At 51.2% G+C, this 26,015-nt stretch carries 28 protein-coding genes; 17 read left to right on the forward strand and 11 right to left on the reverse strand.

What is annotated here, in order from left to right; translation table 11 throughout:
- Positions 1-8 precede the first annotated feature (8 nt).
- The 3 genes from zapE to THINI_RS22325 all read left to right on the forward strand — a co-directional run bounded on the left by zapE (position 9) and on the right by THINI_RS22325 (position 2,964).
- A complete protein-coding gene (gene zapE / locus THINI_RS22315; RefSeq protein ID WP_002710753.1) occupies positions 9-1,112 on the forward strand; it encodes a cell division protein ZapE in 1,104 nt (367 codons plus the stop codon).
- Between the two features lie 122 nt (positions 1,113-1,234).
- Positions 1,235-1,996 (forward strand): peptidoglycan editing factor PgeF, encoded by a 762-nt coding sequence (gene pgeF / locus THINI_RS22320; RefSeq protein WP_002710754.1) that lies wholly within the window; start codon positions 1,235-1,237, stop codon positions 1,994-1,996.
- Positions 1,996-2,964, forward strand: coding sequence for an ABC transporter ATP-binding protein (locus THINI_RS22325; RefSeq protein ID WP_002710755.1), 969 nt, complete (start codon positions 1,996-1,998; stop codon positions 2,962-2,964). The genes pgeF and THINI_RS22325 overlap by 1 nt, the downstream gene beginning before the upstream one ends.
- Before the next feature lie 26 nt (positions 2,965-2,990).
- Here THINI_RS22325 and THINI_RS22330 read toward each other — a convergent pair whose 3' ends face one another.
- The 9 genes from THINI_RS22330 to THINI_RS27065 form a co-directional block, all read right to left on the reverse strand.
- Positions 2,991-3,248: a nitrogen fixation protein NifZ gene (locus THINI_RS22330; protein ID WP_002710756.1), complete on the reverse strand. Its 258-nt coding sequence runs from the start codon at positions 3,246-3,248 to the stop codon at positions 2,991-2,993.
- 82 nt (positions 3,249-3,330) lie between these two features.
- Positions 3,331-4,548: a cysteine desulfurase NifS gene (gene nifS, locus THINI_RS22335; RefSeq protein WP_002710757.1), complete on the reverse strand. Its 1,218-nt coding sequence runs from the start codon at positions 4,546-4,548 to the stop codon at positions 3,331-3,333.
- Between the two features lie 10 nt (positions 4,549-4,558).
- Positions 4,559-5,440, reverse strand: coding sequence for a Fe-S cluster assembly protein NifU (gene nifU / locus THINI_RS22340; protein ID WP_002710758.1), 882 nt, complete (start codon positions 5,438-5,440; stop codon positions 4,559-4,561).
- A gap of 28 nt (positions 5,441-5,468) precedes the next feature.
- Complete coding sequence (locus THINI_RS22345; RefSeq protein ID WP_002710759.1) at positions 5,469-5,792, reverse strand: HesB/IscA family protein; 324 nt, start codon at positions 5,790-5,792, stop codon at positions 5,469-5,471.
- Between the two features lie 144 nt (positions 5,793-5,936).
- On the reverse strand, positions 5,937-6,428 hold the full coding sequence (locus THINI_RS22350; protein WP_002710760.1) for an Rrf2 family transcriptional regulator: 492 nt from the start codon (positions 6,426-6,428) through the stop codon (positions 5,937-5,939).
- Positions 6,425-7,357 carry an ADP-ribosyl-[dinitrogen reductase] hydrolase gene (draG, locus tag THINI_RS22355; protein ID WP_002710761.1) on the reverse strand — a complete coding sequence of 311 codons (933 nt, stop codon included), beginning with the start codon at positions 7,355-7,357 and terminating at the stop codon, positions 6,425-6,427. The genes THINI_RS22350 and draG overlap by 4 nt, the downstream gene beginning before the upstream one ends.
- Complete coding sequence (locus THINI_RS22360; protein WP_002710762.1) at positions 7,336-7,911, reverse strand: nitrogen fixation protein NifQ; 576 nt, start codon at positions 7,909-7,911, stop codon at positions 7,336-7,338. The genes draG and THINI_RS22360 overlap by 22 nt, the downstream gene beginning before the upstream one ends.
- 152 nt (positions 7,912-8,063) lie before the next feature.
- A complete protein-coding gene (gene corA / locus THINI_RS22365) occupies positions 8,064-9,017 on the reverse strand; it encodes a magnesium/cobalt transporter CorA (protein WP_002710763.1) in 954 nt (317 codons plus the stop codon).
- 262 nt (positions 9,018-9,279) lie between these two features.
- On the reverse strand, positions 9,280-9,414 hold the full coding sequence (locus THINI_RS27065) for a hypothetical protein (protein ID WP_002710764.1): 135 nt from the start codon (positions 9,412-9,414) through the stop codon (positions 9,280-9,282).
- 174 nt (positions 9,415-9,588) lie between these two features.
- Here THINI_RS27065 and THINI_RS24650 point away from each other — a divergent pair, with 174 nt between their 5' ends.
- The 12 genes from THINI_RS24650 to THINI_RS22430 all read left to right on the forward strand — a co-directional run bounded on the left by THINI_RS24650 (position 9,589) and on the right by THINI_RS22430 (position 19,813).
- The gene (locus THINI_RS24650) at positions 9,589-10,395 is read left to right on the forward strand and encodes a lysozyme inhibitor LprI family protein (protein WP_002710765.1); all 807 of its coding nucleotides are present in this window, start codon (positions 9,589-9,591) and stop codon (positions 10,393-10,395) included.
- A gap of 43 nt (positions 10,396-10,438) precedes the next feature.
- Complete coding sequence (locus tag THINI_RS22375; RefSeq protein ID WP_002710766.1) at positions 10,439-10,903, forward strand: hypothetical protein; 465 nt, start codon at positions 10,439-10,441, stop codon at positions 10,901-10,903.
- 32 nt (positions 10,904-10,935) lie between these two features.
- Positions 10,936-11,505, forward strand: coding sequence for a hypothetical protein (locus tag THINI_RS22380; protein WP_002710767.1), 570 nt, complete (start codon positions 10,936-10,938; stop codon positions 11,503-11,505).
- A 537-nt stretch (positions 11,506-12,042) separates the two neighbouring features.
- Positions 12,043-13,596 carry a SulP family inorganic anion transporter gene (locus THINI_RS22390; protein ID WP_002710768.1) on the forward strand — a complete coding sequence of 518 codons (1,554 nt, stop codon included), beginning with the start codon at positions 12,043-12,045 and terminating at the stop codon, positions 13,594-13,596.
- 179 nt (positions 13,597-13,775) lie between these two features.
- On the forward strand, positions 13,776-14,084 hold the full coding sequence (locus THINI_RS22395) for a hypothetical protein (RefSeq protein WP_154724484.1): 309 nt from the start codon (positions 13,776-13,778) through the stop codon (positions 14,082-14,084).
- Between the two features lie 28 nt (positions 14,085-14,112).
- Positions 14,113-14,535 carry a lysozyme inhibitor LprI family protein gene (locus THINI_RS23890; protein ID WP_002710770.1) on the forward strand — a complete coding sequence of 141 codons (423 nt, stop codon included), beginning with the start codon at positions 14,113-14,115 and terminating at the stop codon, positions 14,533-14,535.
- Positions 14,536-14,602: 67 nt separating this feature from the next.
- Positions 14,603-16,636: an elongation factor G gene (gene fusA / locus THINI_RS22405; protein WP_002710771.1), complete on the forward strand. Its 2,034-nt coding sequence runs from the start codon at positions 14,603-14,605 to the stop codon at positions 16,634-16,636.
- A 197-nt stretch (positions 16,637-16,833) separates the two neighbouring features.
- Complete coding sequence (locus tag THINI_RS22410; protein WP_002710772.1) at positions 16,834-17,118, forward strand: BufA1 family periplasmic bufferin-type metallophore; 285 nt, start codon at positions 16,834-16,836, stop codon at positions 17,116-17,118.
- A gap of 4 nt (positions 17,119-17,122) precedes the next feature.
- On the forward strand, positions 17,123-17,950 hold the full coding sequence (bufB, locus tag THINI_RS22415; RefSeq protein ID WP_002710773.1) for an MNIO family bufferin maturase: 828 nt from the start codon (positions 17,123-17,125) through the stop codon (positions 17,948-17,950).
- On the forward strand, positions 17,937-18,704 hold the full coding sequence (locus tag THINI_RS22420; RefSeq protein WP_002710774.1) for an HvfC/BufC N-terminal domain-containing protein: 768 nt from the start codon (positions 17,937-17,939) through the stop codon (positions 18,702-18,704). The genes bufB and THINI_RS22420 overlap by 14 nt, the downstream gene beginning before the upstream one ends.
- A gap of 28 nt (positions 18,705-18,732) precedes the next feature.
- The gene (locus tag THINI_RS22425) at positions 18,733-19,206 is read left to right on the forward strand and encodes a DoxX family protein (RefSeq protein ID WP_002710775.1); all 474 of its coding nucleotides are present in this window, start codon (positions 18,733-18,735) and stop codon (positions 19,204-19,206) included.
- Positions 19,207-19,324: 118 nt separating this feature from the next.
- The gene (locus THINI_RS22430) at positions 19,325-19,813 is read left to right on the forward strand and encodes a hypothetical protein (RefSeq protein WP_002710776.1); all 489 of its coding nucleotides are present in this window, start codon (positions 19,325-19,327) and stop codon (positions 19,811-19,813) included.
- 51 nt (positions 19,814-19,864) lie between these two features.
- Here the strand turns inward: THINI_RS22430 and THINI_RS22435 are convergent, their stop codons facing one another.
- A complete protein-coding gene (locus THINI_RS22435; protein WP_002710777.1) occupies positions 19,865-20,278 on the reverse strand; it encodes a hypothetical protein in 414 nt (137 codons plus the stop codon).
- Between the two features lie 74 nt (positions 20,279-20,352).
- Entirely contained in the window at positions 20,353-23,262 is a 2,910-nt protein-coding gene (locus tag THINI_RS22440) for a hypothetical protein (protein WP_040839728.1), read from the reverse strand.
- 187 nt (positions 23,263-23,449) lie between these two features.
- On the opposite strand from THINI_RS22440, the gene THINI_RS22445 reads away from it, so the two are divergent.
- Both THINI_RS22445 and THINI_RS22450 read left to right on the forward strand, forming a co-directional pair.
- Positions 23,450-24,100: a response regulator gene (locus THINI_RS22445; RefSeq protein ID WP_002710779.1), complete on the forward strand. Its 651-nt coding sequence runs from the start codon at positions 23,450-23,452 to the stop codon at positions 24,098-24,100.
- A gap of 21 nt (positions 24,101-24,121) precedes the next feature.
- Complete coding sequence (locus THINI_RS22450) at positions 24,122-25,996, forward strand: sensor histidine kinase (protein WP_002710780.1); 1,875 nt, start codon at positions 24,122-24,124, stop codon at positions 25,994-25,996.
- Positions 25,997-26,015: the final 19 nt, after the last annotated feature.

Here is a 26,015-nt window from a genome sequence, read left to right on the forward strand (position 1 = left end):
GGAATGTTATGCCGTTGATGAAGCATTATCAGGATGCCATCCGCGAGGGCGCGATCCAGCAGGATCCTGCCCAACTGGAAGGTATCAAGGTTTTGCAGGAGGTCTGGAACGATCTGCTCAGGCCGCGCCCGAAACCGGTTGCACGCGCTGGTTTGATGGGTATGTTTTCCAAACGGCGTAACGTGGTCGAACCGGTGCGCGGCGCTTACCTGTGGGGTGGCGTCGGGCGCGGTAAAACCTGGCTGATGGACATGTTCTACTCACGCATTCCGTTGGCCGAAAAACGGCGGATGCACTACCACCATTTCATGTTCTTCATCCATGAGGAATTGAAAAAGCTGGCCAGCCACCGTAATCCACTGGAAGAAGTCGCGGCGCAACTGGCGCAGGAAGTGCGCCTGCTGTGCATCGACGAATTCCACGTCATGGATATTGTCGACGCCATGATGTTGCACGGCCTGCTGGATGCGATGAGCAAGCAGGGCATCACGCTGGTGACGACCTCCAACCGCGTGCCTGACGACTTGTACCTAAACGGTTTGCAGCGCGAACGCTTCCTGCCTGCCATCGCACTGTTGAAAAAGCACACCCATGTAGTTGAGCTGGATAACAACATCGACTACCGCATGTTGAAGAAAATCAGCCACGACAGCTTTCTTGAAGACGACGACGCCATTTTGGTGGAGCACGAGTTGGAAAAGTGTTTTGCTGAACTGGCCAGCGGTGCGGTGGAAGTTGGGCAGGACATCGAAGTGCAGGGGCGCACCCTGCCCACCCATCGCCTGTCGGAAAACATCGTTTGGTTTGATTTCAGTACCTTGTGTGAAACGGCGCGTTCCACCCGTGATTACATCGAGTTGGCGGAACGGTTTGATTACATCATGCTCTCCGGCCTGCATGTGCTGGGTGAAGAGCATGAGTCGGCGGCGCGGCGTTTCCTCAACCTGATTGATGAGCTGTATGACCGCAATGTGCAGTTCATTTTTTCCACCACCATTTCACTGGATAACCTGTATCAGGGTCACAAGCTGAAATTCGAGTTCCAGCGGGCGCTGAGCCGCTTGAACGAGATGCAGGGGGATGATTACCAGCAGGTGAAGCTGGCGGGGTAGGTTGATCCGGCTCTGATGCGCAGGTTTTCCGATAATCGTCCGGTATGTCAGCAAGTTACGCTGGAAATCAGGCAGTGTGTGTTATCCTGCCAGCCAGATGACTTCACCGGAAAACGACACGCATGAACTCAAACCGTAGCCTGGACGTAGCCGCAGGGTGGATTACCCCCGAATGGCCAGCACCCACCAATATCCGCGCCGTCTGCACCACCCGCCACGGTGGCGTCAGCGAAGCGCCGTTCGATAGCCTCAACCTCGGTGATCATGTGGGCGACAACCCTTACGCCGTAGCCCGCAACCGCATGATCGTGGGCGATACCCTGCAACTGCCCAGCGAACCGCTATGGCTCAAGCAGGTGCACGGCGTCGATGTTTGCGGCATGGATGTGGGAGCTTGTTACCCGACCGGCGATGCCTCGACCGCTTTCGGTAGGGGGCAGGTGTGCGTGGTGATGACGGCGGACTGCCTGCCTGTGATATTCTGCGACAAGGCCGGAACCCGCGTAGCCGCTGCCCATGCCGGTTGGCGTGGGCTGGAAGCCGGCGTGCTGGAACGCACGGTTGAATCCCTGCAATGCGTCCCTACCGACTTGTTGGTGTGGCTGGGGCCAGCCATCGGTCCGGATGCGTTTGAAGTCGGCCCGGAAGTCTGTGAAGCCTTCATCCTGCATGACGTGGCGGCGGAAGCGGCATTCAAGCCTTCAGCCAATGCTGACAAATGGATGGCGGACATTTACCTGCTTGCCCGCCAGCGCCTGAACGCTGCTGGTGTTACGGGTATTTACGGTGGTGACTTGTGTACCTACACCGATAGCGAACGCTTTTTCTCCTACCGCCGCGATGGCCAGACCGGGCGCATGGCTTCCCTGATCTGGATGGCCTGATGCAATCACCGCTGCTTGTCGTCGACACGCTCAGTGTGCAGTTTCGCCTGAAAACCGGGCAGGACTTGCAGGCATTGTCGGATATTTCCTTTAACCTGCAAGCCGGGGAAACGCTGGGCATCGTCGGCGAGTCCGGCTGTGGCAAATCCACGCTTGCCCGTGCGATCCTGCAACTGGTGACGTCGACGCAAGGTGAAATCCGTTGGCAGGGCAAGCCACTGAATGCGCACGACAAGGCCGGGATGAAAATCTTCCGCCGCGCCGTGCAGTGCATTTTTCAAGACCCGCTGGATGCGCTCAACCCACGCATGACAGTTGGCGACATCCTTCAGGAACCCATGCAGGCGTTGCGCCCGGAGCTGGGTAAAGCCGCCATTCGCCAACGCGCTGACGAGTTGTTGCAAGCGGTTGGGTTGGAAAGCGGGATGCGTAACCGTTACCCACACGAGTTCTCCGGTGGCCAGTGCCAGCGTATCGGTATCGCCCGCGCCCTTGGCGTGGAACCGCAAATGATCCTGTGCGACGAACCAGTGAGCGCCCTGGATGTGTCGATTCAGGGGCAGGTCGTCAAGCTACTGGCTGATTTGCAGCGGGAACGTAATCTCACGCTGTTGTTTATTTCCCACGACCTCAGCGTGGTGCGCGAACTCAGTCACCGGGTGCTGGTGCTGTATTTGGGGCGCATCATGGAAATTGCGGCGGCGGAAAGCCTCTATACAAACCCTTTGCACCCGTATACGCGTATGTTGCTGGCTGCTATCCCCTTGCCGGATCCAAAACTGGAGCGGGAACGGTTGGCGAAGGTGAAAGTGGGGGCAGGGGAGTTGCCTTCGCCGCTGAACCTGCCGTCAGGATGCGTGTTCCACACCCGTTGCCCGCAGGCGCAGGCGGTGTGCCGGGAACAGATACCGGCATTGCGTGAAGTGGACGGGCGGCAGGTTGCCTGCCATTTTGCGCTTCAGGGGTGATGGTAACCGTCTAGGGTGCATTGAAGTCAAGGCGTCACTTCTGTTCTCAACTCATCCGGCCAGCACCCCACCGGAAACCCTAAATCCCCGCTCACCTTTTCAAACCGCACCAGATAAAACTCATCATCCGGATATTCCTCGTAATGCCCGGTATTGATCAACACACCGCGCGTTCCCGCAGCCGCAATCAGCGTACCTTGCGGATAACCAGGCACTTCACCGTCGCTGATGATGTCTTCGGCGGCGAATACCATGTCGCCGGGTTGCAGTTGGGCAATATCCATGTTTTTCACCCTTGTCTGTAGAAAAACCGTGGAAGCACTGCCCCCACGGAAATCACTTTATGGCATTGAAGTGATGGAAAACCTATGCATACGCTGGCGCAAACGCCTTTTCTGGCTCGTCCAGCGGCGCATTGCGCGCGTTATCCCAATACGGCGAAAGCTTGCGTAACTGGGCAATGATCGGCGGCACCGCTTCGATGACCCGCTCGATTTCTTCCGGCTTGTTGTAACGCGACAGCGAGAAGCGGATGGAGCCGTGCGCGGCAGTGTAGGGAATATCCATCGCCCGCATGACATGCGACGGTTCCAACGAGCCGGAGGTACAGGCGGAACCGCTGGAAGCCGCAATCCCTTCCTTGTTCAGCATCAGCAGGATGGCTTCACCCTCGATGTATTCAAACGCGATATTGAGCGTATTCGGCAGGCAGTTATCCGGGTCGCCGGTGACGAAACAGTTGGGAACTGCCGCCAGCAGCCCTTCCTTCAAACGATCCCGCATGGCACGCACGAAGGTGTTTTCGTGCTGCATGTGTTCCTGAGCCATTTCGCAAGCCTTGCCCAGACCTACGATGGAAGTCGCGTTCTCGGTACCCGCACGGCGGCCACGTTCCTGATGCCCGCCACGCAGCAGGGGGCGGAAGCGCAGGCCACGCCGCACATACAGCACGCCAATCCCTTTGGGCGCGTGCAGCTTGTGGCCGGACAGCGACAGCATGTCAATGGCGCTGTCTTTCAGGTTGAGGGGAATCTTGCCAACCGCCTGCACTGCGTCAGTGTGGAACATGACACCGGCATTCTTGGCCAATTCAGCCATTTCCTCGACCGGGAACAGCGTGCCGGTTTCGTTATTCGCCCACATCACGGAGACAACCGCCACCTTGTCACTGAGCAGGTTCATGTATTCCTGCATATCCAGACGGCCTTTCTTGTCGACCTTCAGGTAGTGCACGGTGTAGCCGTCTTTCTCCAGGTTTTCGCACAGGGTCAACACTGCCGGATGCTCGACCACGGTGGTGATGATTTCCTTGCGTTCCGGTTGGCAGCGCAGCGCGGACAGGATCGCGGTGGAATCGGACTCGGTGCCGCAGGAGGTGAAAATGACTTCGGAATCGTGTTCCGCGCCCAACAGCGCTTGCACCTGCTTGCGCGCTTTTTTCAGCGCCAGCCCGACCTTGTTGCCGAACTGGTGGATGGAGGACGGGTTACCGAACTGCTCGGTGAAATACGGCAGCATGGTTTCCACGATTTCGGGGGACACCATGGTAGTGGCGTTGTTGTCGAGATAGATACCTTCGCTCATGACAGTCTCCTTAAGCCACTTTAGCCATCTTTGCCATTTCAGTCGCTGGCAGAACGCGGAAGAACTCGCCCACGTCCTCCATCACCCGCTGTTGTACGCCGTTGAGGGTTGCGGCAGCCAACTGACAGCCGGAACAGGCCCCCGTCAGGTTGACGAACACGATCTTTTTGTCGAGGTCGATTTCCACCAGTTCAAGATCACCACGGTCGGCTTGCAATTGCGGGCGAATGGCTTCCAGTGAGGTTTCGATCCGGCGCATACGTTGCAGGTTGGTCAGCTTGGGTTTGCTGGCGGGTACGGCATCCGGTTTGAAGGTTTCGCCACGTTCCGCCATCACTTTGCCGAGGATTTCCTCAATGCCTTCCATACAAGCGGAACAGCCGCCACCGGCTTTGGTGTAATTGGTGACTTCTTCGATAGTACTGAGGTTGTTGGCGCGGATGGTGTCTTCGATCATTACAGCATCCACCGCGAAACATTTGCAGATCAGCGCGCCTTCTTCGTGGTCATCTTTCCACTCGACGCCGCGATAGTTGGCGACAGCGGCTTGCAGGGCTTCGCGCCCCATCACGGAACAGTGCATTTTTTCCGGTGGCAGGCCGTCGAGGTAATCGGCGATGTCCTGATTGGAGACTTTCAGCGCTTCATCCAGCGTCATGCCCTTGATGATTTCGGTCAGGGCTGAACTGGAGGCGACAGCGGAACCACAGCCGAAAGTCTGGAAGCCAGCGTCTTCAATGACTTCGGTTTCCGGGTTGACCTTGAGGGTCAGGCGCAGCGCATCGCCGCAACTGAGGGAACCCACGTCGCCGGTAGCGTTGGCATCCGGTGTTGCGCCTGCATTGCGTGGATTAAAAAAATGATCCTGTACTTTTTCTGAGTAATCCCACATGGCTTGAGTCTCCTGCTGTTATCCGTATTCAGGCTGCGAATGATTTGCCACAGCCGCAGCTGTTGGTGGCGTTGGGGTTTTCAAACTTGAAGCCGCTACCGTCGATACTGTCGATGAAGTCCACGGTCAGGCCGGCCAGCTTGGGTGCGCTTTCCGGGTCAACGAACACGGTCAGTTCAGGGAAGGGGACTTCCAAATCGCCGTCGCTTTTGGTTTCAACCAGATTCATGGAGTATTGCAGGCCGGAACAGCCGCCGCCGGAGACGCCGATGCGTAATCCCGCGATGGGTGTTTCCGCGCCTTTGATGAAGCGCCCGAGGGCTTTCTGGGCGTTGTCAGTCAGTGTGATCATGCTCGTTATCTCCTGTTGAATGCGTTTACGGAGATAAGTGCAAACCCTGTGCCAAATTTTTTTGTTATTGATTTTTATGAACTTATTTGAATTTTATCAGGTTTGTGTAAGGTTTGGCACAGGGTTGGTTATGTCAGCTTGTCATCAAGCAGACATACCGCTGCGGACAGGCTGGGCAGGGAACATGCTGGCAATGTAATTGCTGACCGAGTTCTTGTTTTGTTGGCTGGAGCGGTCGGATTTGGTCTGCACAAAATCAGCCAGGGTCATTTCGCCGAGGAAATCGCGGATGCGGCGGTTGAGTTCCTGCCAGCCATGCGCGGCTTCCTGCGACGCTAGGTTGGCGGATTCTGGCAGTTCGTCGGTTTCGTCGCTCAGCGCTTGGGTAGCGTACAGGATGTCGGCAATGCTGATCTGGGCAGCAGGCCGTGCCAGCCGGTAGCCGCCGCCAACACCGCGCAAGCCTTCCACCAGCCCGTGCTTGCGCAGGCCGCTGAACAGGTATTCGAGGTAGGAGGTGGAAATGCCCAGTGTTTCCGACAGCCCGGTGAGGCTGACCGGGTCGGAGTAGCGGTCGTGGGTCGCCAGCGACAACATCGCGACGATGGAATGCTCGTCTTTGCGGGATAGTCTCATGGGGAATGTCCTTGGGTTGCTAGTTGATAGAGGGAACGTGCCTGTTCAATGCAATGCAGGCGGGTAGGGTTGTCGAGTGTTTGCAGCCAGCGGGTGGGGATCCCGTCCAGCCCGTAATACGCGCCTGCGACCATGCCAAGGATTGCGCCGGTAGTGTCGGCATCACCGCCCCGGTTGACCACATCCAGCAGCGCAGCTTCAAACGAATCCGTGGCGAACAGCGCCTGGAACACGGCTTGCAGGGTGTCAACAATGTAACCACTGGGGTTGTCGCGCTGGCTTTTGCGGTATTCAAAGACTGGGAATCGCTGCGCCAGTTGCTGTGCCAGTATCTCCAGTTCGGCCAGTGGTTCACCGAGGATGGCGGCCTGCGTCATGTGCAGAATGCATTCCGTGCCGGCATCCGACAGCGGGTTATTGTGGGTGATGTGGGCTTGCAGGCGCGAAGCTTGTACCACTTCCGGCAGACTTTGGCGCAGGGTGGCGATGATGACCGGCAGGCAGCGCATACACGCGCCGTTGCCTGCGTCGTGTTCGCCTTCCGGCATTGCGGTTTGGCCGGTGCGGCGGAATTGCACGATGCCGCGCCGCACAGTGTTGCCGATGTCCTTGGGCTTGCCGCGCATCCAGTCGCTGAAAGCGGTGGCGATGCTGACCGGCTCGACCTTACCTGCACTGAGGATGGCGTCGCCGAGGGCGAGGCTCATTTCGGTGTCGTCGGTGATTTCACCGGCTTTGAGGCGTAGCCAGCCGCCACCGGTAATCTCGCGGTGTACGCCGTATTCGTGGCGGATTTCCGTTGGGGTCATGAATTCGACGGTTGCGCCCAGGGCATCGCCAATCGCCAGCCCCAGGTAGGCTGCGATGCAGCGTTGCAGAGTGTGCGGTTCCGCCGCCAGCCCGTTGCTTACACTTCCGGCCCGAAACATGCCTGATAATCCTTGCAGACTTCACAGGAAGGTGAACGGCACACGTAAATGCCTTCGCCTTCGCACATCTGTTTGTAGAGGAATTTTTTCCATTTCATGTCCTTGCTGTTGCGTTCTGCGAGTGACTGGAAATTATCCTGCATGAGGCGGGAAAGGTCTTTGCGCGACCACAATCCGAGGTCTTGCCACAGGTGGTCGCTGCCCATACAGCCCGCGCAGAGGATTTCCACCATCCAGCCTGCATCGGGGCCGGTGTGGCTATGGCTTTGGTGGAGCAGGGTGCGCAGGTCGTCGAGTTCTTCCATGCGGGCAACGTCCACATGGCGGATGTGCGCCGGGCGGGAAATATGCGGCATGGTGGGGAAGTGGTAGGCCATCATGGTGCGGAAGATGTCCAGCGGCAGGCCGAGGTTGAGCGGCATTGCGCCTTGCCCGCACAACCACGAGGCGTACATTTTGGCGATCAGGTCGTCATTGGGGTCGCCACAGCGGTGCTGTATCAGATGGTGGTAGTGAACTGACAATAAATCTGTTGTTTGTGGCATAGCTGTCATGATTAGCCTCTGCTGGTTTGCTTTTTGGTGTGCTTTGAATCTATGCAAAGATATATGCAAGAAATACGCCAGCTGAAATGAGAAGGGGGTTCTTGTTCCTTCCCCCTTGCGGGGGATGGTTAGGTTGGGGGTAACGGCGAAGCCGCCTTGTGTTACAACCACCCCTTGTGCTTGAAAAACAGGTAAGGCGCAATGCCTGCCACCACCATCAGCCCCAGCGCCCACGGGTAGCCCAGCAGCCATTGCAGTTCCGGCATGTGCGCGAAGTTCATGCCGTATACGCTGGCGACCAGGGTAGGGGGCAGGAACACCACGGCGGCAATCGAGAAAATCTTGATGATCTGGTTCTGCTTGATGTTGATGAAACCCTGGGTGGAGGCCATCAGGAAGTTGATCTTGTCGAACAGGAAAGTGGTGTGCGACATCAGCCCCTCAATGTCGCGCATGATTTCGCGCAAGGTTTCCACCTGATCGGGTTTATCGCGCAAATGCCGCAGCAGGAAGGAAATGCCGCGCTGGGTATCCATCAGGCACAGGCGGATTTTACCGTTGCTGTCTTCCAGCCGAGCCAGTTCGCTGATGGCGTCTTCCAGGTCGCTGTCTTCCACCTCCAGTACAGTGTGGCTGACTTCCTCCAGCTCGTGGTGGATGTCTTCCAGCCAGTCGGCATGGTTTTCCACCTTGTGTTCCAGAATGGTGACCAGCAGTTCGGCGGGGTCGCGGCACAGGATGTGCCCACGACGTGCGCGCAGCCGGAACAGGCGGAAATCGGGCAGCTTTTCGTCACGGATGGTGATCAGGCGCTTGTCCTGCAGGATGAACGCTACCGACGCGGTGCTGTGGCGGCCTTCCTCCTGGTACATGAATAGCGAGTGCACGTGCAAACCGGCCTGGTCGACGAAAAAACGCGCGGAAAATTCGATTTCCTCTACATCCTCAGATTCGGGCAGGTCGGTGCGCAACAGGGATTCCAGCAGGGAATGCTCAGCCTCTTCGGGGTCACACATGTCAATCCAGTTGCTGTCGGCAAGTTGCCCGTTGAGTTGTTCTTCGTCGCCCGGAAGTTCGCGGATCACTCCGTTATGCAGGCTGAATAGTCTAAGCATGGCCGGTTTCCTTGTTTTGATCAGAGTACTGGCTTTGGATGTCGGCATTTTAGGTTATTTCCCGGCAACCTTGTATACCCGTTGGCAATTGAAAATAACGTAAGGCCGACCGGCTCAAAGCGGTTTATCTGCTGGGCAGTGGCTGGGGCGTCGCCAAGGTGGCGGAAGCGTTGCTGGTGGATGAAGATACCGTGCGTGCGTAACCTGACGGAAACGTTGTATGGGACTTGCCAAGCGGTGAAAACCCATATCCAGCAACGCTTCAAGGTGGATGAGTCAAGTTGATCTGTTTGAGCCGTAACAGTCCCAACAACATACCGACAAAACATTCCAACCGGGGCTTGCCCCAATCCAGGTGGGCTTTTAGACTGTCATACAGCCCGTCGTTTAAATTCATTACACTCTCCTGCTTGGTCGCTGAGAGTGGGGCAGGTTTACGACGGGTTTTCAACACATTAATGGAAACCTTATGAAATCAATTTGTTGCGTTTTTGTCGTGTACAGAGATTTGTACGGTGAAAATTAATAATTTTATTAACTTTTTCTCATAAAAATCCTTTAAAATACTACCATGAAAATAGAAAATTTATTTTTTTCTGCCTTAATTATTTTATGTTCTTCAATGACTTATGCTGCCAGCTTTGATTGTGACAAAGCGTCTACTCCCATTGAGAAAACCCTTTGTCAGGATGATTCATTGAGTGAGTACGATGAAATCATGGCTTATGCGTATCAGCAACTTCAGAAACTTGATGCAAGTAATGCAGCTGAACATAAGAGCCAGCAAAAACAATGGATAGAAAAGCGTAATAGTGAATGCATGGATGGCAGTGCCGATTGCTTACTTGAGTTATATTCAAACCGCATACTGGATCTGGAATCTGCGGTAGTAAGCCTAAATTCACGCAGTACTTCATGCGATGGCCTTTACCAATATCAGCATGATGCCAGCCTGGATGGTGACGATACGCGCGGGCGCGTTTCTGATGTGTTAATTACCAGCCCTCTCGATCAAGAACACCGGACATTCAACTTGGCTATTAAAGGCAGTAACGGACATAGTTGTACATTCAGGGGGATTGCACGCCGTACAACAGAGGGCTTTAATTGGTCAGCCTATTTGCCAGAGGTGGGCAAAGGAAAATCGCCAGAGTGTGAGTTAGATTTCAAGACATTGGATGGTAAGCAGTCTGTCAGTCTGGAAACATTACGTGGCAATGATCCGCAAGACCCTGAATATGGCAATGCTTGTCATGCTTATTTCTGTGGTCAACGGGCAGGACTACCACCGAATGGCAGTATATTCGAGTCAGCCAACGGTCAAGATTGCGAATCTATCCGCAATAGCATTCTGGATGCTCAGGAAATACCTGAGTAATAAGAGATACATTATCCACAACAAATTATTTTAAGGATTGGTTATGAAACTATTACCTAGCATTGCCAGCATGATGTTATTTCTTCCACTGGTGTCCGCTTGTCAGGCGGAAGATTTACCAATATTTTCCGGGGCAATTCAGACGGATGATGAACGCTCTGCTGAGTCATTGGCGTTGGCGCAGGAGTTTAATGCTTTCATGATGAAAAATGATGGTAAAACCGTTAAGCTCGATATTTCAAATTATTATAATATTAACAATGAAAACCTGAAACGCGATGAGAGCGGTTTCCCTGATCCACGTGAATTTTCTGCGACGGACGACTGTGACACACTACCATTTTGTACAGGAACATCCTACAGCATGGAAGCAGACCTCAGTAAGCTTGATTATGATCCAGGTCAATCCGCCCGCTTTATTCGCGGCGTATTTCAAGTAGAGGTTGCCGGAATGGGTCAAGGTTCATGGGCAATCAATTTAAAGCACATACCTGACACCGGAAATTAATATCGTCACAGTATATTTATTGCGAGGAAAACATGTTGATTAAGCTAATTAAAACGATAGCATTGCTGTTGTTATCTGGTCATGTCATGGCAGGTGATTACTATGTCATAACAAATACATTAAGCAACCAAAAGGAAGCTCAGGAGAAGGCGGCTCTCCGTGGTGGCTGGGTTTTAAATACTAATTTGTATTCTGATTTGAAAAAGGACTTGTTCGCTGTAGTTCACGGGCCTTTCTCAACTTATGACAGTGCAAAAAACCAATTGGATGAGATTTCAGAGATCGGTGATTATGCGGATTCTTATGTTAAGGATGCAGGAAATCTGCTGATTACCAAAGAAATGAGTGGAAAATCGGTTGATCCCGTCATTATTGCAATGCTGTTGGGCGAAGTGCGGATTGACATTAAGCATGAGCAAGGTTCTGACCACCCTTGTGAACCTTCCAAGCCCTATGACGATATTACATTAAACTATATGTCGTTGGGCATCAATGCCGCTGACGGAGCACCGGAAACCGAAGAAATCACGCTTGATTTTGGGCAGTCTGCCAGAATCAGTGAGACTGGTGAGTTGGAACGTATGAGAAGGTGTCTTGAATAACCTTTTATAGAAGGCAATAATGGCAATTAAACCTCCGCCAAGCCAAAGGTTTGGGGAGGTAAATCTTTATTTAACGTGTCGTGGAATAATTTGATAAAGCAGCCAACTCAACAACCACCAGCTAAAGCTGGAGGGTTAGTTTAATGGACTGAAAGTCCGGATACGGGTCAACAGACCCGTTTATGCCTCTGTCCGGAAATGGTCACCCACTTTAACCGGATGATTGTTGAACAATGGTTGGAAGCCTTGGGAAAATCGTTGCAGCAAGGTCAGGAAAAGCCCAAACCTTATTGAAACATTATGCGCGTCTGGCCATGGGAAAAGGTAGCACCCTGGACGACGCGATTGATTACGCATTCAACAGACAAAGTGTAGCCGACTAAAATGAAAAGACTATATACATCAGCGTTGAAGATGACCTTGCCGGTGATCGCCACAGCGAGGTCAAGCACTAATCCCAATCTTGTGCTGGATAATTGGGAATGGCTGTGAAAGAATCCGAACGCTTTGATTGGCAACAAAGCGTTCTTTTCCCCCATGTTTGACTTGATCCGCAAAAACTCCCCTCACCAAATCAAGAATGATGTCCTTTCCGGCCTGACGGTTGCGCTTGCGCTGGTTCCCGAAGCGGTGGCATTTGCCCTGATTGCGCACGTACACCCACTTGTGGGTTTGTATGCTGCCTTCATGATGGGGCTGATTACAGCTGTGTTTGGTGGGCGGCCTGGTATGATTTCCGGCGCTACTGGCGCGACGGCGGTGGTGATGGTCAGTCTGGTGCTGGAACATGGGGTGGAATACCTGTTTGCTGCGGTGGTACTGACCGGCCTGATCCAGATAGCATTCGGGGTGCTTAAGCTGGGGAAGTTTATCCGGCTGGTGCCACATCCGGTCTTCCTCGGCTTCGTCAACGGACTGGCATTGGTGATCTTCCTTGCGCAACTGGATCATTTCAAAGTGAAAGATGCTACGGGTGAAGTAATTGGCTGGGTAGCAGGGGCGGAACTCGGCATCATGCTGGGGCTGATTGCGCTGACGATGGCTATCATCCAGTTCCTGCCGCGCCTGACCACAATTATTCCATCCACGCTGGCGGCGATTCTGGCCGGAACCTTGCTGACCATCGGGTTGGGGCTGGATACCCGCACCGTGGGTGATATGGCGTCGATTGCAGGCGGTTTGCCGAGTTTCCATCTTCCTGAAATCCCGTTCGGGCTGGAAGCTTTCAAGGTGGTGCTGCCGTATGCAGTGGTGCTGGCGATGGTCGGTCTGATCGAAAGCCTGCTGACCCTGAACTTGGTGGATGAGCTGACCGAAACCACCGGGCAGCCGAACCGTGAATGTATCGGGCAGGGGGTGGCGAATACGGTCAATGGTTTCTTCGGCGGCATGGGTGGCTGCGCGATGGTTGGCCAGAGCATGATCAATATCAAGTCCGGTGGGCGCGGGCGCTTGTCCGGCATCAGTGCGGCGCTATTTCTGCTGGCTTTCATTCTGGTAGCTGCGCCGCTGATTGAACAGATTCCGATTGCAGTGCTGGTGGGCGTGATGTTCATGGTCGTGATCGGCACGTTTGAGTGGGGAAGCCTACGCCTGTTTGGCAAGGTTCCGCCTGCTGATATTCTGATTGTGATTGTCGTGATGGTGGTTACGGTGCTGACCGACCTGGCGATTGCGGTGGTTTCCGGCGTCATCCTTGCGGCACTGGTGTTTGCATGGGAACATGCCCGCCATATCTACGCCCAACAAACTACCACCGATGATGGCTGGAAGATTTACGACCTGAACGGCCCGCTGTTCTTCGCCTCCGCACAGAATTTCCAGGATATTTTCACCCCGAACGAAGACCCGAATGACGTGATTGTGGATTTTCGCCATTCACGGGTGGCTGATCACTCCGCGCTGGCTGCCATCGACAAGCTGGCAGAACGTTACGAGAAAGTCGGCAAGACCCTGCACCTGCGCCACCTGACGCCGGAATGCCGTTTGCTGCTGAAAAAGGCGGGCAAGCTAGTGGAAGTGGATGTGTTCGAAGACCCGAAATACCACGTGGCGGTCGACAAGCTAAAGGAGAAGCTGGGCGAGGCGTGAACCCTTGCTTGCCGTTGGTTAGCCTGTCAGGAAAATTAGCCCGTATAACATCTATGCACACCTGAATCCCGTCTATCGCCTATATAGATGGGGTTAATTATTTATTTATGCTGTTATGAAGGTGGGTTGCTGTTATGGCCAGGGTAGGTACACAAAATTATGCTGCGTGGCAGCAGTCAATGTTCTGGGTCGCATGGCTATCATTGCTGGTTCCCGGCTATTTCATCGGTTACGGTTTCACGCTGGTTGGCTCGTTGGTGCTGGGCGGTTATAACGATACCGTTGACTTGGTGCTGGTGTTAATCATGGGGACTGCCCTCATTGAGTTACTGCTGATTGCCATTTACACATTTACCCGCTACTGGCATGGCGAGTCTTCCTTCAGCCGTCTCCTGCTGTGGCTGGCACTGGGGGCGTTTGGGATACCACTGGCGGCATTGCTGGGTTGTGTCTATTCTTATGCAAAACTGACCCTGCATATTATTTGAATAGTTGCATTTTTCAGGAGAATCCGCCATGCACCAATATTTTGCGCCAGTCGCCGCCGCCATGTTGCTGGCAACCTCCGCACAGGCCAGGGATGCCATGAACACCATTGACCTGAATACCGAGAGTTGCCTTAGTACCAACCAATCCACTGCCGGGATGCTGGAGTGTTTCACCCACGCCGAGCAGGAATGGGATACGGAACTCAACCGCGTCTACAAGGCGCTGCAAAGCAAGCTCAAACCAGCGGGTCAGGACGCCCTCAAACAGGCGCAACGTGCCTGGATTGCGCACCGGGACAAGGAATTTGAGCTGATCAACGCTGTCCATGCGCAACTGGACGGCACCATGTGGATTGCAGTGATGGCAAACAAGCGCGCTGATGTGGTGAAGGGGCGGGCAATGGCCTTGCAAGCCTATTTTGATTTGCTGACCGAAGGTGAGCCATCGTGACATAGGTCAGGTAAGCGGATCCCTTGCGGAGTAGAATAAATAAAAACTTAATACCCAAGGAGGCAGTGTGCATACCACCCAAAATATCCGGAATATTGTCTTCACCGGCCATACCGGTTCAGGCAAAACCAGCCTGATTGAAGCCCTACTGTTTCAGGCAGGCGAAACCACCCAGCAAGGTGATGTTGAAAAGGGTAGTACCGTTACCGACTTTGACCCGCTGGAACAGGAGCACCACCATTCCCTGCATGTTTCCGTTGCCACTGCCCATCATGCTGGCTGCCATATCAACCTGATTGACACGCCGGGATACCCCGATTTCCAGGGGCAAGTGCTGGTCGCCTTGTCAGCTGCCGATACGGTCGTGGTAGTCATCAATGCTTTGGCCGGTATTGAGCCGATGAGCCGCAAGGTAATGGAATGGGCAGCCAACCAGCATTTGCCGTGCATGGTGGTCATCAATCGTATCGACGCAGCTCCCGACAAACTGAACAAGCGCCTGCGCGAAATCACCGAAGTGTTTGGCCGCGAATGCCTGCCGCTGGAACTACCCGCCGACCATGCCGCCAAGGTGGTCGAAGTGTTTGGTCGCGAGTCCGGTGATGCCGACTTTTCTTCCGTGGATGCAGCCCATACCTCGCTGATCGAGCAAGTGGTGGAAGCCAACGAAGCCGCCATGGAACATTATCTGGAAGAGGGTACAGTGCCAGCGGCAGAATTGCACGCAGCGTTTGAACAGGCATTGCGTGAGCATCATCTGGTTCCGGTCTGTTTCACCTCGGCCAAGACTGGCACGGGTGTCCCTGAGCTGTTGGACATTATGGCAAAACTGGCACCTAACCCGCTGGAATCCACGCCGCATCCGTTCATCGGGCATAAGGATGGCAAGGCTGTGGAAATATGGCCTGATGCCGACGCGGACAAACCCCTGCTAGCGCATGTTTTCCATGTCGAATTCGACCCGTTCGTCGGCAAGCTGGCCTTGCTGCGGGTACATCAAGGCAGCCTGAAACTGGGCAGTCAGGTACTGATTGGCGCGGATGGCAGTTCCGTCAAAATCGCGCACTTATACCGTTTGCAGGGCAAGGAACGCATCCCCGTCCAACAGGCGTTGCCGGGCGATATTTGCGCAGTCGCCAAGATCAACGAAATCGAGCCGGACACGATCCTGCATGAGCGTCATGAAGATGACGGCGTTGCAATGTCCGCCATGACCTTGCCTACGCCCCTGGTTGGTTTCGCTTTGCGCGCCAAGAAGCGTGGTGATGAGCAGAAACTCTCCGATGTGCTGCATAAACTGGTGACGGAAGACCCCTGCTTGCGGATTGAATACGATACTGCCGCCAATGAAACCGTGCTGCGCGGTCTGGGGGAAATGCACCTGCGCATCGCGCTGGAGCGCATGGACAAACAATACCATGTGGAAGTCGACGCCGCCCCGCCACGGATTCCCTACCGTGAAACCATCACCCAAGCCGCGCAAGCCCAATACCGGCATAAAAAGCAGACAGGTGGGGCAGGGCAGTTTGGCGAAGTGTTGATTGAAGTGGAGCCGCTGGAACGTGGCGCAGGCTTTGAATTCGCCAGCCGCATCGTGGGTGGCGCGGTTTCCGGTTCGCTGATACCGGCGGTGGAAAAGGGTATCCGTCAGGTGCTGGCATCCGGCGCAATTAGCGGCCATCCGCTAATGGATCTCCGCGTCACGCTGCTGGATGGCAAGATGCATTCGGTCGACTCCAAGGAAATTGCCTTTGTGGTGGCAGGGCGTAAAGCGTTCATGCAGGCGATTGCTGAAGCTAAGCCTGTGATTCTGGAGCCAGTGGTTGATCTGGAGGTCACGGTTCCGGCTGCGGCAATGGGCGATATTTCCGGCGACCTGGCGGTAAGGCGCGCCCAGATCCATGATGCGCAGGCTGATGAGTCTGGCAACATGGTCATTCAGGCAAAAGTTCCCCTCGCCGAACTGAATGACTACGCCACCCGTCTGAATTCGCTAACCGGTGGCGAAGGCAGTTGGGCTATCCAGTTCAGCCACTATGAGCCAGCGACTGAAAAGACCCAGCAGGAATTGATGTCGCAGTTCAAAGCTGCCGACGACTGAGCAACACGCTGAGTCTTGCACATACCAAAAAGCCCCGATTTTCGGGGCTTTTTGCTGCTATTTGCGATTATTTCCGTTATGTTTTACCCAATGCTGCATCCGGATAATCCCGTTCCCCGTACATAAGGATAACTTCAGCGAGGTAACGAACGTCGGGAAGTTGGCATTTTCCACCAATAGAATATGGAGTAATCGAGATGACGACGAACAAACAACTGATGGCTGCCACAATTATGGCGCTGGGTATGGCCGCTGCTTCCACCACCCTGCTGGCGGCTGATGACGAAGCCAAGCCGGAAACAGAAAAGTGCGGCGGCATTGTCAAGGCTGGCATGAATGACTGTGGTGCGAATGGCCACGCCTGCGCCGGTCAGGCCAAGGTTGACAACGCCCCGGGCGAATGGATCAAGCTGCCCAAAGGCACTTGTGAGAAAATCGCTGGCGGCACTGTGATCGACGGCGAAGACATGAAGATGAACTGACCCAATGTCTGTTTCCGGCCAGATAACAGGATGTGGCGTCGGTCTGCGTTTCCAGCACATCGACCGCATTGTGGACGAAAAGCCACCCATCCCGTGGCTGGAAATCCTCACCGATAATTACCTGCTGCCCGGTAGCGTGCAGCAGGATTATCTGCTCGAAATTGCCGAACATTACCCCCTCACATTCCACGGCGTCGGCATGTCGCTTGGTTCGACCGACCCGCTGGATCAGGAATATTTCAGGCGCGTCAAGTTGCTGGTGGATCGGGTAAATCCTGCCTGGGTGTCTGACCATCTGTGCTGGACTTCGGTACATGGCATGGTCACACACGACCTGATTCCACTGCCTTACACTGACGCAACCATCCGGCACGTTGCTGCGCGTATCCGCCAGGCGCAGGACATACTCGGGTGTGGGCTGGTGATTGAAAACGTTTCCAGCTATCTGCAATACCAACAGTCGGTCATGACGGAGTGGGAATTCCTGGCTGCTGTGGTGGAAGAGGCTGACTGCAAACTGCTGCTGGACGTGAACAATATCTACGTCAGCGCCTGCAACCACGATTTTGGCCCGCTGGATTACCTCAACGCAATTCCGCCCGCACGGGTGCAGGAAATCCATCTCGCCGGTTACGAAGACCGAGGAACCCATCTGCTCGACACCCACGGTTACCCCGTTACGCAACCCGTGTGGGATTTGTATGCGCAAGCCATCCGCCGGGTAGGTTCGGTTCCCACCCTGATCGAATGGGACAACAACGTACCGGAACTGGAAACCCTGCTGGCGGAAGCCGCCAAAGCCGCCGAGGTGCAAGCGCGTGCCCTTGCCTGACCTGCAACGCCGTTTCGTTGCCGCCATTTTCGACCGCAACCAGCGGGCAGGAGCGGCGGAACTGGTGAAGGATCACGGTGAGCTTGACGCCATGCAACGGGTTGGTATCTACCGCAATAGCGTGCATGGCGTGTTGCTGCAATACCTCGGCTCCCTGTACGAAGTCACGCTGCAACTGGTGGGCGAGGAATTTTTCGGGCGGCTTTCCGATGAATACGTCGATCGTGCGCCACCGACACGACCATTTCTGGCGGAATACGGTGACGGATTCCCAGCTTTCATGCGTCAGCATGAAGGCTTGCAATCCATGCAGTGGCTGGCTGATGTGGCGCAACTGGAATGGGCGCGCCATGCTGCGTGGAATGCCGTCAACCAACCTGCTTCCGACTTCACGCAAATCATGAGCCTGGATGAAGAACAGCAGACAAACCTTTGTTTTCAAATGCCAGAATCTGCACGGTTGATACAGTCACCCTATGCTATCCATAAGGTGTGGTTAGCGCACCAACCTGAAGATTTTCCCGAAAAACTCCCCCTCGAACGCATCCAGATTCAACAGCCAACGTATGTATTGGTATGGCGGGCGGGGAGGAAACTGCAACAGGTGGAACTGGATGAAACCGGTTGGCAATTCCTCACTGCCGTGCAACAGGGTAAGACCTTGCCTGAATTGACTGAGCAGTTTCAGGAACAATTGCCCATGTTGCTGACTACCGCCATGCAACGTGGCTGGATTCTGTCTTACAGCGTTTAGCCTTCATTTGAAACGCGAGGAGTTTCCCATGGACAAACCGATTACGCTGCCAGGCTTTCTGCTGGCGGAATGCTGGCCTGTTGACCTTTTTTTGAAACCCCTAACCCTACTGGTATTTCGGTTGTGGGTGGCGTGGGTATTTTTTGCCTCCGGCCTGACCAAAATTCAAAGCTGGTCGAGTACGCTTTACCTGTTTGAAGATGAGTACAAGGTTCCGCTGTTATCTCCGGAATTAGCGGCGTATTTGGGTACGGCGGCGGAACTGGTGTTGCCGGTGTTGCTGGCGCTGGGTTTGCTGACCCGCCCGGCTGCGCTGGCTTTGTTTGTGTTCAATATTGTAGCGGTGATTTCCTACCCTTACTTGCATACGGTAGCTGGGGCAGGGGGCTACTGGCAGCATGTCTTCTGGGGCGCAATGATCTGGTCGGTATTTGTGTTTGGGCCGGGTGCGCTTTCCCTTGACCGTTTGTGGGCGGGAAGGTTGATGAAAAGGTGTGGCTAAACAGCGCAAACAGCAGGCTGGAACTGAAGCCTGTCTTTGTCTGTCCAATGGGTTAAGTCGTCACCCAATAAGCAAAGCAATCGTGACGGCAACCCATTATGCGATAAGGAGCAGAGATATGTTGAACGTGCGTGTGGGGGCGCTTGCCCTGTTTTCCAGCCTGTTTTTGGCGGCCTGCGTGCCAACCAGCGGTTATGTGTTGCAGCCATGGAACCCGTGGGGGATTGCAACGCCTGCACCTGCGCCACCGCCGGTCAGTTATACTGATGTCTACAAGTATCAGGGGTCGCGCCAGTGTGAAGGAGGCGGTGTGCCTCTGGAAGATATGAAACTGCAATTGCAGTCAGCAGGCGTGGTCGTGACTGGCACTAGCTGTGGTATGGATGGGCGCATGTATCCGGCATTCTGTGGTGGCGCGGATGGGCGGATCAATGTTTTCACCATTAACAGCAATTCCGTGAATACTGCGTTATCGCAAGGGTTCTCACCATTGGCCGATTTGCCGGGTGCACAGAAAACCAGTTGTTACGTCAACAACAGCGGAACCAGCACTACCTATCCCTACAGCAGTAGCGGTGGTGATAATTCCTATTATTCCTATCAGTGAAGCTCTTCAGGGTAAGCCGGACTCTTTGGCGGGATTGCCCCGGCTACACTCTCAGGCCAAGCGGCTTTTAGCGAATGTTTCCCTTACAGGATCAGTAAACATCATCGCTAGTAGGATGCCGTCAAGCAACAATATTGTATCATTGAGGAGGGATTCCCAAGGTGTCATGATCGTCACGCCAGAGTAGGGATATAAGGGGATGGAAAGCAGCATTATGCAGACATACAGTATTCTCGCCCAGTGTTTGAAGAACCAAATGCCAGCGAAGGTAATAATCAATGCAAGCAACAAACCTAGGAATAACAGGTTTTCCCAGGTTGAAGATGCCTCTGTTTCCTCGGTAAACAGATATTCCTGTAGGGCGGGTGGTAGGGTATCAACTGAAAAATATACGGCTACGAATAACAGCGGCATCAGGGCTACGTATAGTAGGATGAGTGCCCGGAAAATCTTGTGTGGGTTCATAACTTTTCCTTGTATCAAAATTATTCGTTATCCATCAGTATTTATTGATGGATAACTTGATTTTTGAATTGTGTTTAACCTGTTAATTCTGGCATGGCTTCTGCTAATTTGCGTTTAATCGCATCTGCATATCTTTCTGCTCCTTCCGGGGTAGGATGCCCTAGCGAGGCGAGTAAACATTTTTTATGGTTATAATCAACATCAGAACTAATAATTGACTGAATGTATTGGCAAGCATTTATTCTTTCCTCGTAAACATAATTACTATCTTGTGGAGTAAAATCTGCGTTTACGCCAAAAAGTAATGAGTTTGGAGCTAATAAGGAGTGTTCTGGTAAGAAATCAGGATCTGCAAAATATATTTTTCCTCTAGAATCTGGATCCGTATCTTCAATATCCATAATAGCCCTTTTAATATTATAATGTCCTTCTTTACAAACAAGTTCTGATCTCAAAGTCATTACATCAAACAAGGCATCAGTAATGGATATTCTTTTATTTAGAGGGTCGAAAATTAAATTTGCGCCTTCTTTTAATGTTTCAATTGCTAACGCGAGTCCCATAGGGATAAGGCTAGTAAGAGAGCTTCCAAAATTTTGAGAGAGTTCAAGTGTAATGCCTTTTTCTGATAACTTCATGCTAATCAGCATGGCCATTAAGATAGATTTCGCCCTATAATCTCTACTGGATCGCTCGGAGAATATGGAAAAATAACCACTTACAATAATTTTTGCATTTGGAAAATTAATTAAAAGCTTTCTTAATAATTTTTCCATATCATCATGAAAGTGTTTTTCCACTATGGAGATTAAATTTCTTTTTTCGCTTTCTCCAGTCAGTAAAAAAGGTAGAAATTCTTCTGCTTGCTTGTCAATAATATTTTCAAGCCAATTACCCCCAAGAATTTTATGAGTGCCTATATCATTTATTCCTCCATCAACAAGAATTAAATCAACACTATCGTCGATCTTATTATTAACATTTTTGATATAAAAATCAACCTGCTCTTGTATTGTAGGATATGCAGTTGGTATCTCTCCGCCAAAATACCCTGGCACTTCTTTGATATGCTCATGCTTGACATCTTTCTCAGATTCCGAGCTTGGCTCAGCTATCACAGCACCTGAATGTGCATAAACATCTTTATAAATTCCAATATTATCTAGTTTGCTATAAATATAATCTTCTACTAATTGGTGCGTTTTTTCTTCAGGAGCGAGACCCTGCCCCCAAAGGATACTATCACCGAATACAATCATATAAAATGTATCTATATTTATAGTTTGTGATGAGGTTAGTATTCCTGCTCGTGTTGGTGTTTTAATAGATAAAGAAACAATCTCTCCCCTCCTTGAAGGTTTAGTATCTTTATCAAAGGGTCTTAAAAGCTTTGCTGAAAGTGTATTACTATTAACATATTCAATTTCTTTCAGTTCAAGATCTTCTATAAAAACCTGGCTATTTTTTGAGAAGCCTGATCCAGAAACCCTGATTTTTTTATTTGGTTTTAGCCGAGTAGTGGGATTGTTTTCTTGATCTATTATAGAAATATTAGGTTTAATGGAAAATGTGACCTGGTTTGATAGGTCGCCATCAGGTGATTTTACCTGTAAAAAAACGTCGCCACCATCCATGTCTGGAATATTAAAAGATATTTGTGATTCGCTAATATAGTCATGTTCTACTAGATTAGGGTTTCCTTGTAAAATAAGCATGTTATTCGGGGTAAAATTTTCTCCCATTAAAATGAGTTTCTCACCAACCGTGAAAATCTCTTTATTAGTTTTCATGATCAAAGGTTTGCTCAGTTTTTCAATAAAATCTTGTTTTGTTATTTCAACTGAAATAATTACTCCATGGTTTCCGGAGCTTCCATTTTGGCCTCGGTGTCCATTATTTCCGCGGCTGCCATTATTGCCATCTCTAGCATTTTGACCGTCACAGGTGATCTGGGTATCCTCTAACCCAGGAATAGTTGCTCGTGGTATGTAACCTTCCTTGCCGCCTTTCCCCCCTTCACCCCCGATCCCTGCCTGACCACCTTCCCCTCCTTTACCACCGTTAATGACTACAGGGATTTCTTGGAGAGCATTTATGTTTGGTGGAGAGCAAAAGATAAATTTGCCACCGTTGCCACCATTACCTCCGTTTCCTCCGTTTCCACCGTTACCTCCATTACAACCATTTCCGCCACTACCGCTTCTAGCTTGGCAGGAGTTGGTCACATCGACAATGTACTCGTTGATAGGCCAGCCAACCCATATTTGATTAAACTTTCCATCCCTACCTTTTGAGCCTTTTTGACCTGAGCTGCCATCTTGCCCGTCTTGCCCGTCTTGCCCGTCCTGTCCAGATAAAATTATAAGAGGTAACCTATTGCATTTGAGTGCCCATATTTCTAACGTTGGCGCATCAATCCCATCTATTCCATTCAGTCCATTTATACCATCATGTTTAATACTTCCATTGGTTCCTGGCGTGTTGCTTGGTGAAGGGGGGCTTTTTGAAGGACGTTTCTTTGGTTGATGCAATTTTTTCTGGTTAGCCCAAGTGATGGTAACCCCTTCTTCTACAATAATCTCGTTTGCAATGAAAACAGGAAATTTATTTGAATTTTGCAAAACCAAAGTAGAGTTTCTTTTAAAAACTATTTTGTCGGCAACACATAGGTTGTCTATAAAATAGTAGGTTGAGTTTTGAGGTATTGCCACTATGGATCTTATAGAACGCGCAAGAATGTCTTCGTAACGTAGCTGAGACCCTGTATTCGCCATCAAAGGTACGCTTTCTAATTTTCTATTGTTTCCATAATAATCTTCTATGATATTTCCTTGTCTTACACAAATTAACCCTGGCTCCAGTGTCTTCTTGTCTTTTATTTCCACATTGCCTAGTTTAGAAATATCATCAATGCCATTATTCTTCAGAAGCTGGCGATAAACATTCAACTTTTCTTTGATTTGTTGAGATGTGAGTGGGGTCATAGTTAGTATCTCCATAAGGGATAGATGATGGAAGTGAACCTATTGCTGATATTTTCTACCTTCTGATTGATGAATAAATCATCAGTTTCAGTTAGTAATGCTTAAATTTCTACCTAAAATTTGGTATGTGTTTCCTTTGTTGATTACGTTACGATCAAAAAGTTGATCAATACCGGAAGATCACTTCATGCCCCGCAAACCCAAGCTTTCTACCATCATGATCGTTGAGGATGACCCAGCCGTTCTCAAACGCTTGTCCCAAACTGTGACTGAAAGTCGACATCTCATGTTAAGGGCTGCATGCAGTACCTTCAGTTCCGCCGTGAAAATCCTGGAGCTTGATCCGCCTGATGTCCTGCTGGTGGATTTGGATTTGCCGGACGGGAATGGAATGAACCTGATACGTAAAATCAGGGAGGAGGCGCTGGATACACAACCCCTGGTTATTAGTGTCTTTGGTGATGAGGGGCATGTGTTGGAGGCGATTGCCAATGGTGCATTCGGCTATCTGCACAAGGACGATGATAGCTTCAAGATTGAGGATGCGATTGTGATGTTGGTAGATGGAGGCTCCCCAATAACACCATCATTGGCGCGGCATGTGCTAAGGCGCTTCCAGCCTCAGAGCGATGCGTATGAGATGCTGGAGAAACTGACCAGGCGCGAACGTGACATCCTGACGAAAGTGGCCAAAGGTTATACGTCGAAAGAAATCGCTGAAATGGAAGAACTGTCGTATCACACAATTGCAACACATGTGAAGAATGTTTATCGTAAACTCTCGGTTAACTCCAAGGCCGAAGCCATTTTTGAGGCGAGGCGCATGAACCTAATTTAAATTAATACCGAAGGTATCCGCTTGTCACGTGCTGTATTTATATGGTCTGGTGTATTGCTCTGTTATGTATTGCTAGTCAGTACTTTTTCTTATCGTTTCCTTTTTGATGCCCCATCCAAGGACAATTTCGGTAGCATCCTGGATGGTGTATCAGTTTATTCAGCAACCAAAACCCCGGGAAACCTTCCTGAAAAGGGTTGGTCTCGTGTATATCTGCCAGACAGACAATTGTTAAATAAACAAGGGTTGGAGCTATGGTATCGGCTTGATCTTGACGGTTTGCTCAGGAAGTATAGGGATGATCGGTTAGCCATCTATCTTCCGGGGGTATCCGGTTCGGCGGAATTTTTTATCAATTCATTATGGATAAAAAGCAATAAAAATACGGGCTTTCCCGTTTATCGCGGTAGGGGTAAGCTTTCCATACTGATCCTGGACAAGGACATCTTTCTTCCTGAGAATAATAAGCTGTATGTACACTTATCCGGATCAGAAGGTTCCCTTGTTTATCTGGATAATGTTTATGTCGGAGCGGTTGATAGCCTGACATCTTGGTATAAAAAAAGTGAGCTAGTTAGGCATCATTTAATACTTTTCGTGGTCATATTACTGACTTCATTCGGTTTGTTTGTGATTTTTTTCTGGTTTTTGAGAAAGAAGGATACTTATTACCTGTGGTTTTCATTGGCGTCTTTTTTATGGGCTGTACATAACGCCTACAATTCCGGCCTCGACGGAGGGGAAGTTGCCTTGCTGTGGGATATCATTGCACCGTTGGGTTTTGGTTGGTCTGTTGTTTTCATTGTCCTTTTCTTATGTGAAGTTGAATGCTCCCCAAATCATCGTATCAGGTGGAAGATAATATCGGGTGCATTTCTTTTCAGCCTGCCATTCTTTTATCTTAATCCGGGGTGGATATGGTTTTATGCTTACAAAATATGGTTTGCTTTTGTAACATGCATCGGTTTGTATGCCGTTTTATTTTTGATTGACCGCTATCGAGAAAATGCTAATCAAAACACATTGCTTATGTTACTGACGGGCATTTCAATTATTCTCTTTGGACTTCATGACCTGTTAGTAAAAGATCACTACTTGGATGTATCATCACCATTCCTGCTGCATTTCTCTGCTTTATTGTCAGTTATTGTGATTATAAAAATCCTGTTGGGGCGCTTTATGGATGGCATAAGGATGATGGAAAACTATAACCAGGAACTACAGAGTGAAGTTCATTTAAAAAGAAAGGCAATAGAGAGTAATTATGCAAAGATACAAAAACTTCAGAATGCAAAAATTCTCTCTCAGGAACGTGAGAGGATCATGCGTGACCTGCATGATGGCATAGGGGGAAGTTTGGTTGCAGTACTTGCCTCCCTGGAAACTTCACAGATCAAACCAAATGATTTGAAGTGTGAAGTGCAACACATATTGCAAGATCTGAGGCTGGTTATTGATTCAATGGATAATAATAATGGGGATATTGCTACAGTGTTGGGCATGTTAAGGGAGCGCCTGGATAAACAACTCAGATATGCAAAATTTGTAGTCAAATGGAGGGTAACTGATTTACCCGGCTTGCAAGATTTTGGTCCTGAAAAAGCCCTCTCCACTATGCGTATTGTGCAAGAGGCAATCAGTAATGCCATCAAGCATAGTGGGGCTAAAACGCTGACAGTCTCCACTTACATTTTGGAAGATGATGGAATTAAACACGCGGCTGTGGAGATTAAAGACGATGGGAATGGCCAGTTGCTTCCATCCTCCCAAGGAAGGGGGCTTAAAAACATGCGTAAGCGTGCAAAACAGGTTGGTGCAACCTTGTGGGTTGATAATCAGGTGGGGCAGGGCGTGGTTGTCAGGTTGGCATTTCCGGTTAATGGTGCTTGTCCCTGAGTACTTTTGGGAACCTCTA

The sequence above is a fragment of the Thiothrix nivea DSM 5205 genome (genome assembly GCF_000260135.1).
Taxonomy (GTDB): domain Bacteria; phylum Pseudomonadota; class Gammaproteobacteria; order Thiotrichales; family Thiotrichaceae; genus Thiothrix; species Thiothrix nivea.

What these genes read in the sequence shown, in the direction of transcription:
- zapE (WP_002710753.1), top strand. Translation starts at nt 9, where the DNA reads ATGCCGTTGATGAAGCATTATCAGGATGCCATCCGCGAGGGCGCGATC.
- pgeF (WP_002710754.1), top strand. Translation starts at nt 1,235, where the DNA reads ATGAACTCAAACCGTAGCCTGGACGTAGCCGCAGGGTGGATTACCCCC.
- THINI_RS22325 (WP_002710755.1), top strand. Translation starts at nt 1,996, where the DNA reads ATGCAATCACCGCTGCTTGTCGTCGACACGCTCAGTGTGCAGTTTCGC.
- THINI_RS22330 (WP_002710756.1), bottom strand. Translation starts at nt 3,248, where the DNA reads ATGGATATTGCCCAACTGCAACCCGGCGACATGGTATTCGCCGCCGAA.
- nifS (WP_002710757.1), bottom strand. Translation starts at nt 4,548, where the DNA reads ATGAGCGAAGGTATCTATCTCGACAACAACGCCACTACCATGGTGTCC.
- nifU (WP_002710758.1), bottom strand. Translation starts at nt 5,440, where the DNA reads ATGTGGGATTACTCAGAAAAAGTACAGGATCATTTTTTTAATCCACGC.
- THINI_RS22345 (WP_002710759.1), bottom strand. Translation starts at nt 5,792, where the DNA reads ATGATCACACTGACTGACAACGCCCAGAAAGCCCTCGGGCGCTTCATC.
- THINI_RS22350 (WP_002710760.1), bottom strand. Translation starts at nt 6,428, where the DNA reads ATGAGACTATCCCGCAAAGACGAGCATTCCATCGTCGCGATGTTGTCG.
- draG (WP_002710761.1), bottom strand. Translation starts at nt 7,357, where the DNA reads ATGTTTCGGGCCGGAAGTGTAAGCAACGGGCTGGCGGCGGAACCGCAC.
- THINI_RS22360 (WP_002710762.1), bottom strand. Translation starts at nt 7,911, where the DNA reads ATGACAGCTATGCCACAAACAACAGATTTATTGTCAGTTCACTACCAC.
- corA (WP_002710763.1), bottom strand. Translation starts at nt 9,017, where the DNA reads ATGCTTAGACTATTCAGCCTGCATAACGGAGTGATCCGCGAACTTCCG.
- THINI_RS27065 (WP_002710764.1), bottom strand. Translation starts at nt 9,414, where the DNA reads ATGAATTTAAACGACGGGCTGTATGACAGTCTAAAAGCCCACCTGGAT.
- THINI_RS24650 (WP_002710765.1), top strand. Translation starts at nt 9,589, where the DNA reads ATGAAAATAGAAAATTTATTTTTTTCTGCCTTAATTATTTTATGTTCT.
- THINI_RS22375 (WP_002710766.1), top strand. Translation starts at nt 10,439, where the DNA reads ATGAAACTATTACCTAGCATTGCCAGCATGATGTTATTTCTTCCACTG.
- THINI_RS22380 (WP_002710767.1), top strand. Translation starts at nt 10,936, where the DNA reads ATGTTGATTAAGCTAATTAAAACGATAGCATTGCTGTTGTTATCTGGT.
- THINI_RS22390 (WP_002710768.1), top strand. Translation starts at nt 12,043, where the DNA reads ATGTTTGACTTGATCCGCAAAAACTCCCCTCACCAAATCAAGAATGAT.
- THINI_RS22395 (WP_154724484.1), top strand. Translation starts at nt 13,776, where the DNA reads ATGTTCTGGGTCGCATGGCTATCATTGCTGGTTCCCGGCTATTTCATC.
- THINI_RS23890 (WP_002710770.1), top strand. Translation starts at nt 14,113, where the DNA reads ATGCACCAATATTTTGCGCCAGTCGCCGCCGCCATGTTGCTGGCAACC.
- THINI_RS22410 (WP_002710772.1), top strand. Translation starts at nt 16,834, where the DNA reads ATGACGACGAACAAACAACTGATGGCTGCCACAATTATGGCGCTGGGT.
- bufB (WP_002710773.1), top strand. Translation starts at nt 17,123, where the DNA reads ATGTCTGTTTCCGGCCAGATAACAGGATGTGGCGTCGGTCTGCGTTTC.
- THINI_RS22425 (WP_002710775.1), top strand. Translation starts at nt 18,733, where the DNA reads ATGGACAAACCGATTACGCTGCCAGGCTTTCTGCTGGCGGAATGCTGG.
- THINI_RS22430 (WP_002710776.1), top strand. Translation starts at nt 19,325, where the DNA reads ATGTTGAACGTGCGTGTGGGGGCGCTTGCCCTGTTTTCCAGCCTGTTT.
- THINI_RS22435 (WP_002710777.1), bottom strand. Translation starts at nt 20,278, where the DNA reads ATGAACCCACACAAGATTTTCCGGGCACTCATCCTACTATACGTAGCC.
- THINI_RS22440 (WP_040839728.1), bottom strand. Translation starts at nt 23,262, where the DNA reads ATGACCCCACTCACATCTCAACAAATCAAAGAAAAGTTGAATGTTTAT.
- THINI_RS22445 (WP_002710779.1), top strand. Translation starts at nt 23,450, where the DNA reads ATGCCCCGCAAACCCAAGCTTTCTACCATCATGATCGTTGAGGATGAC.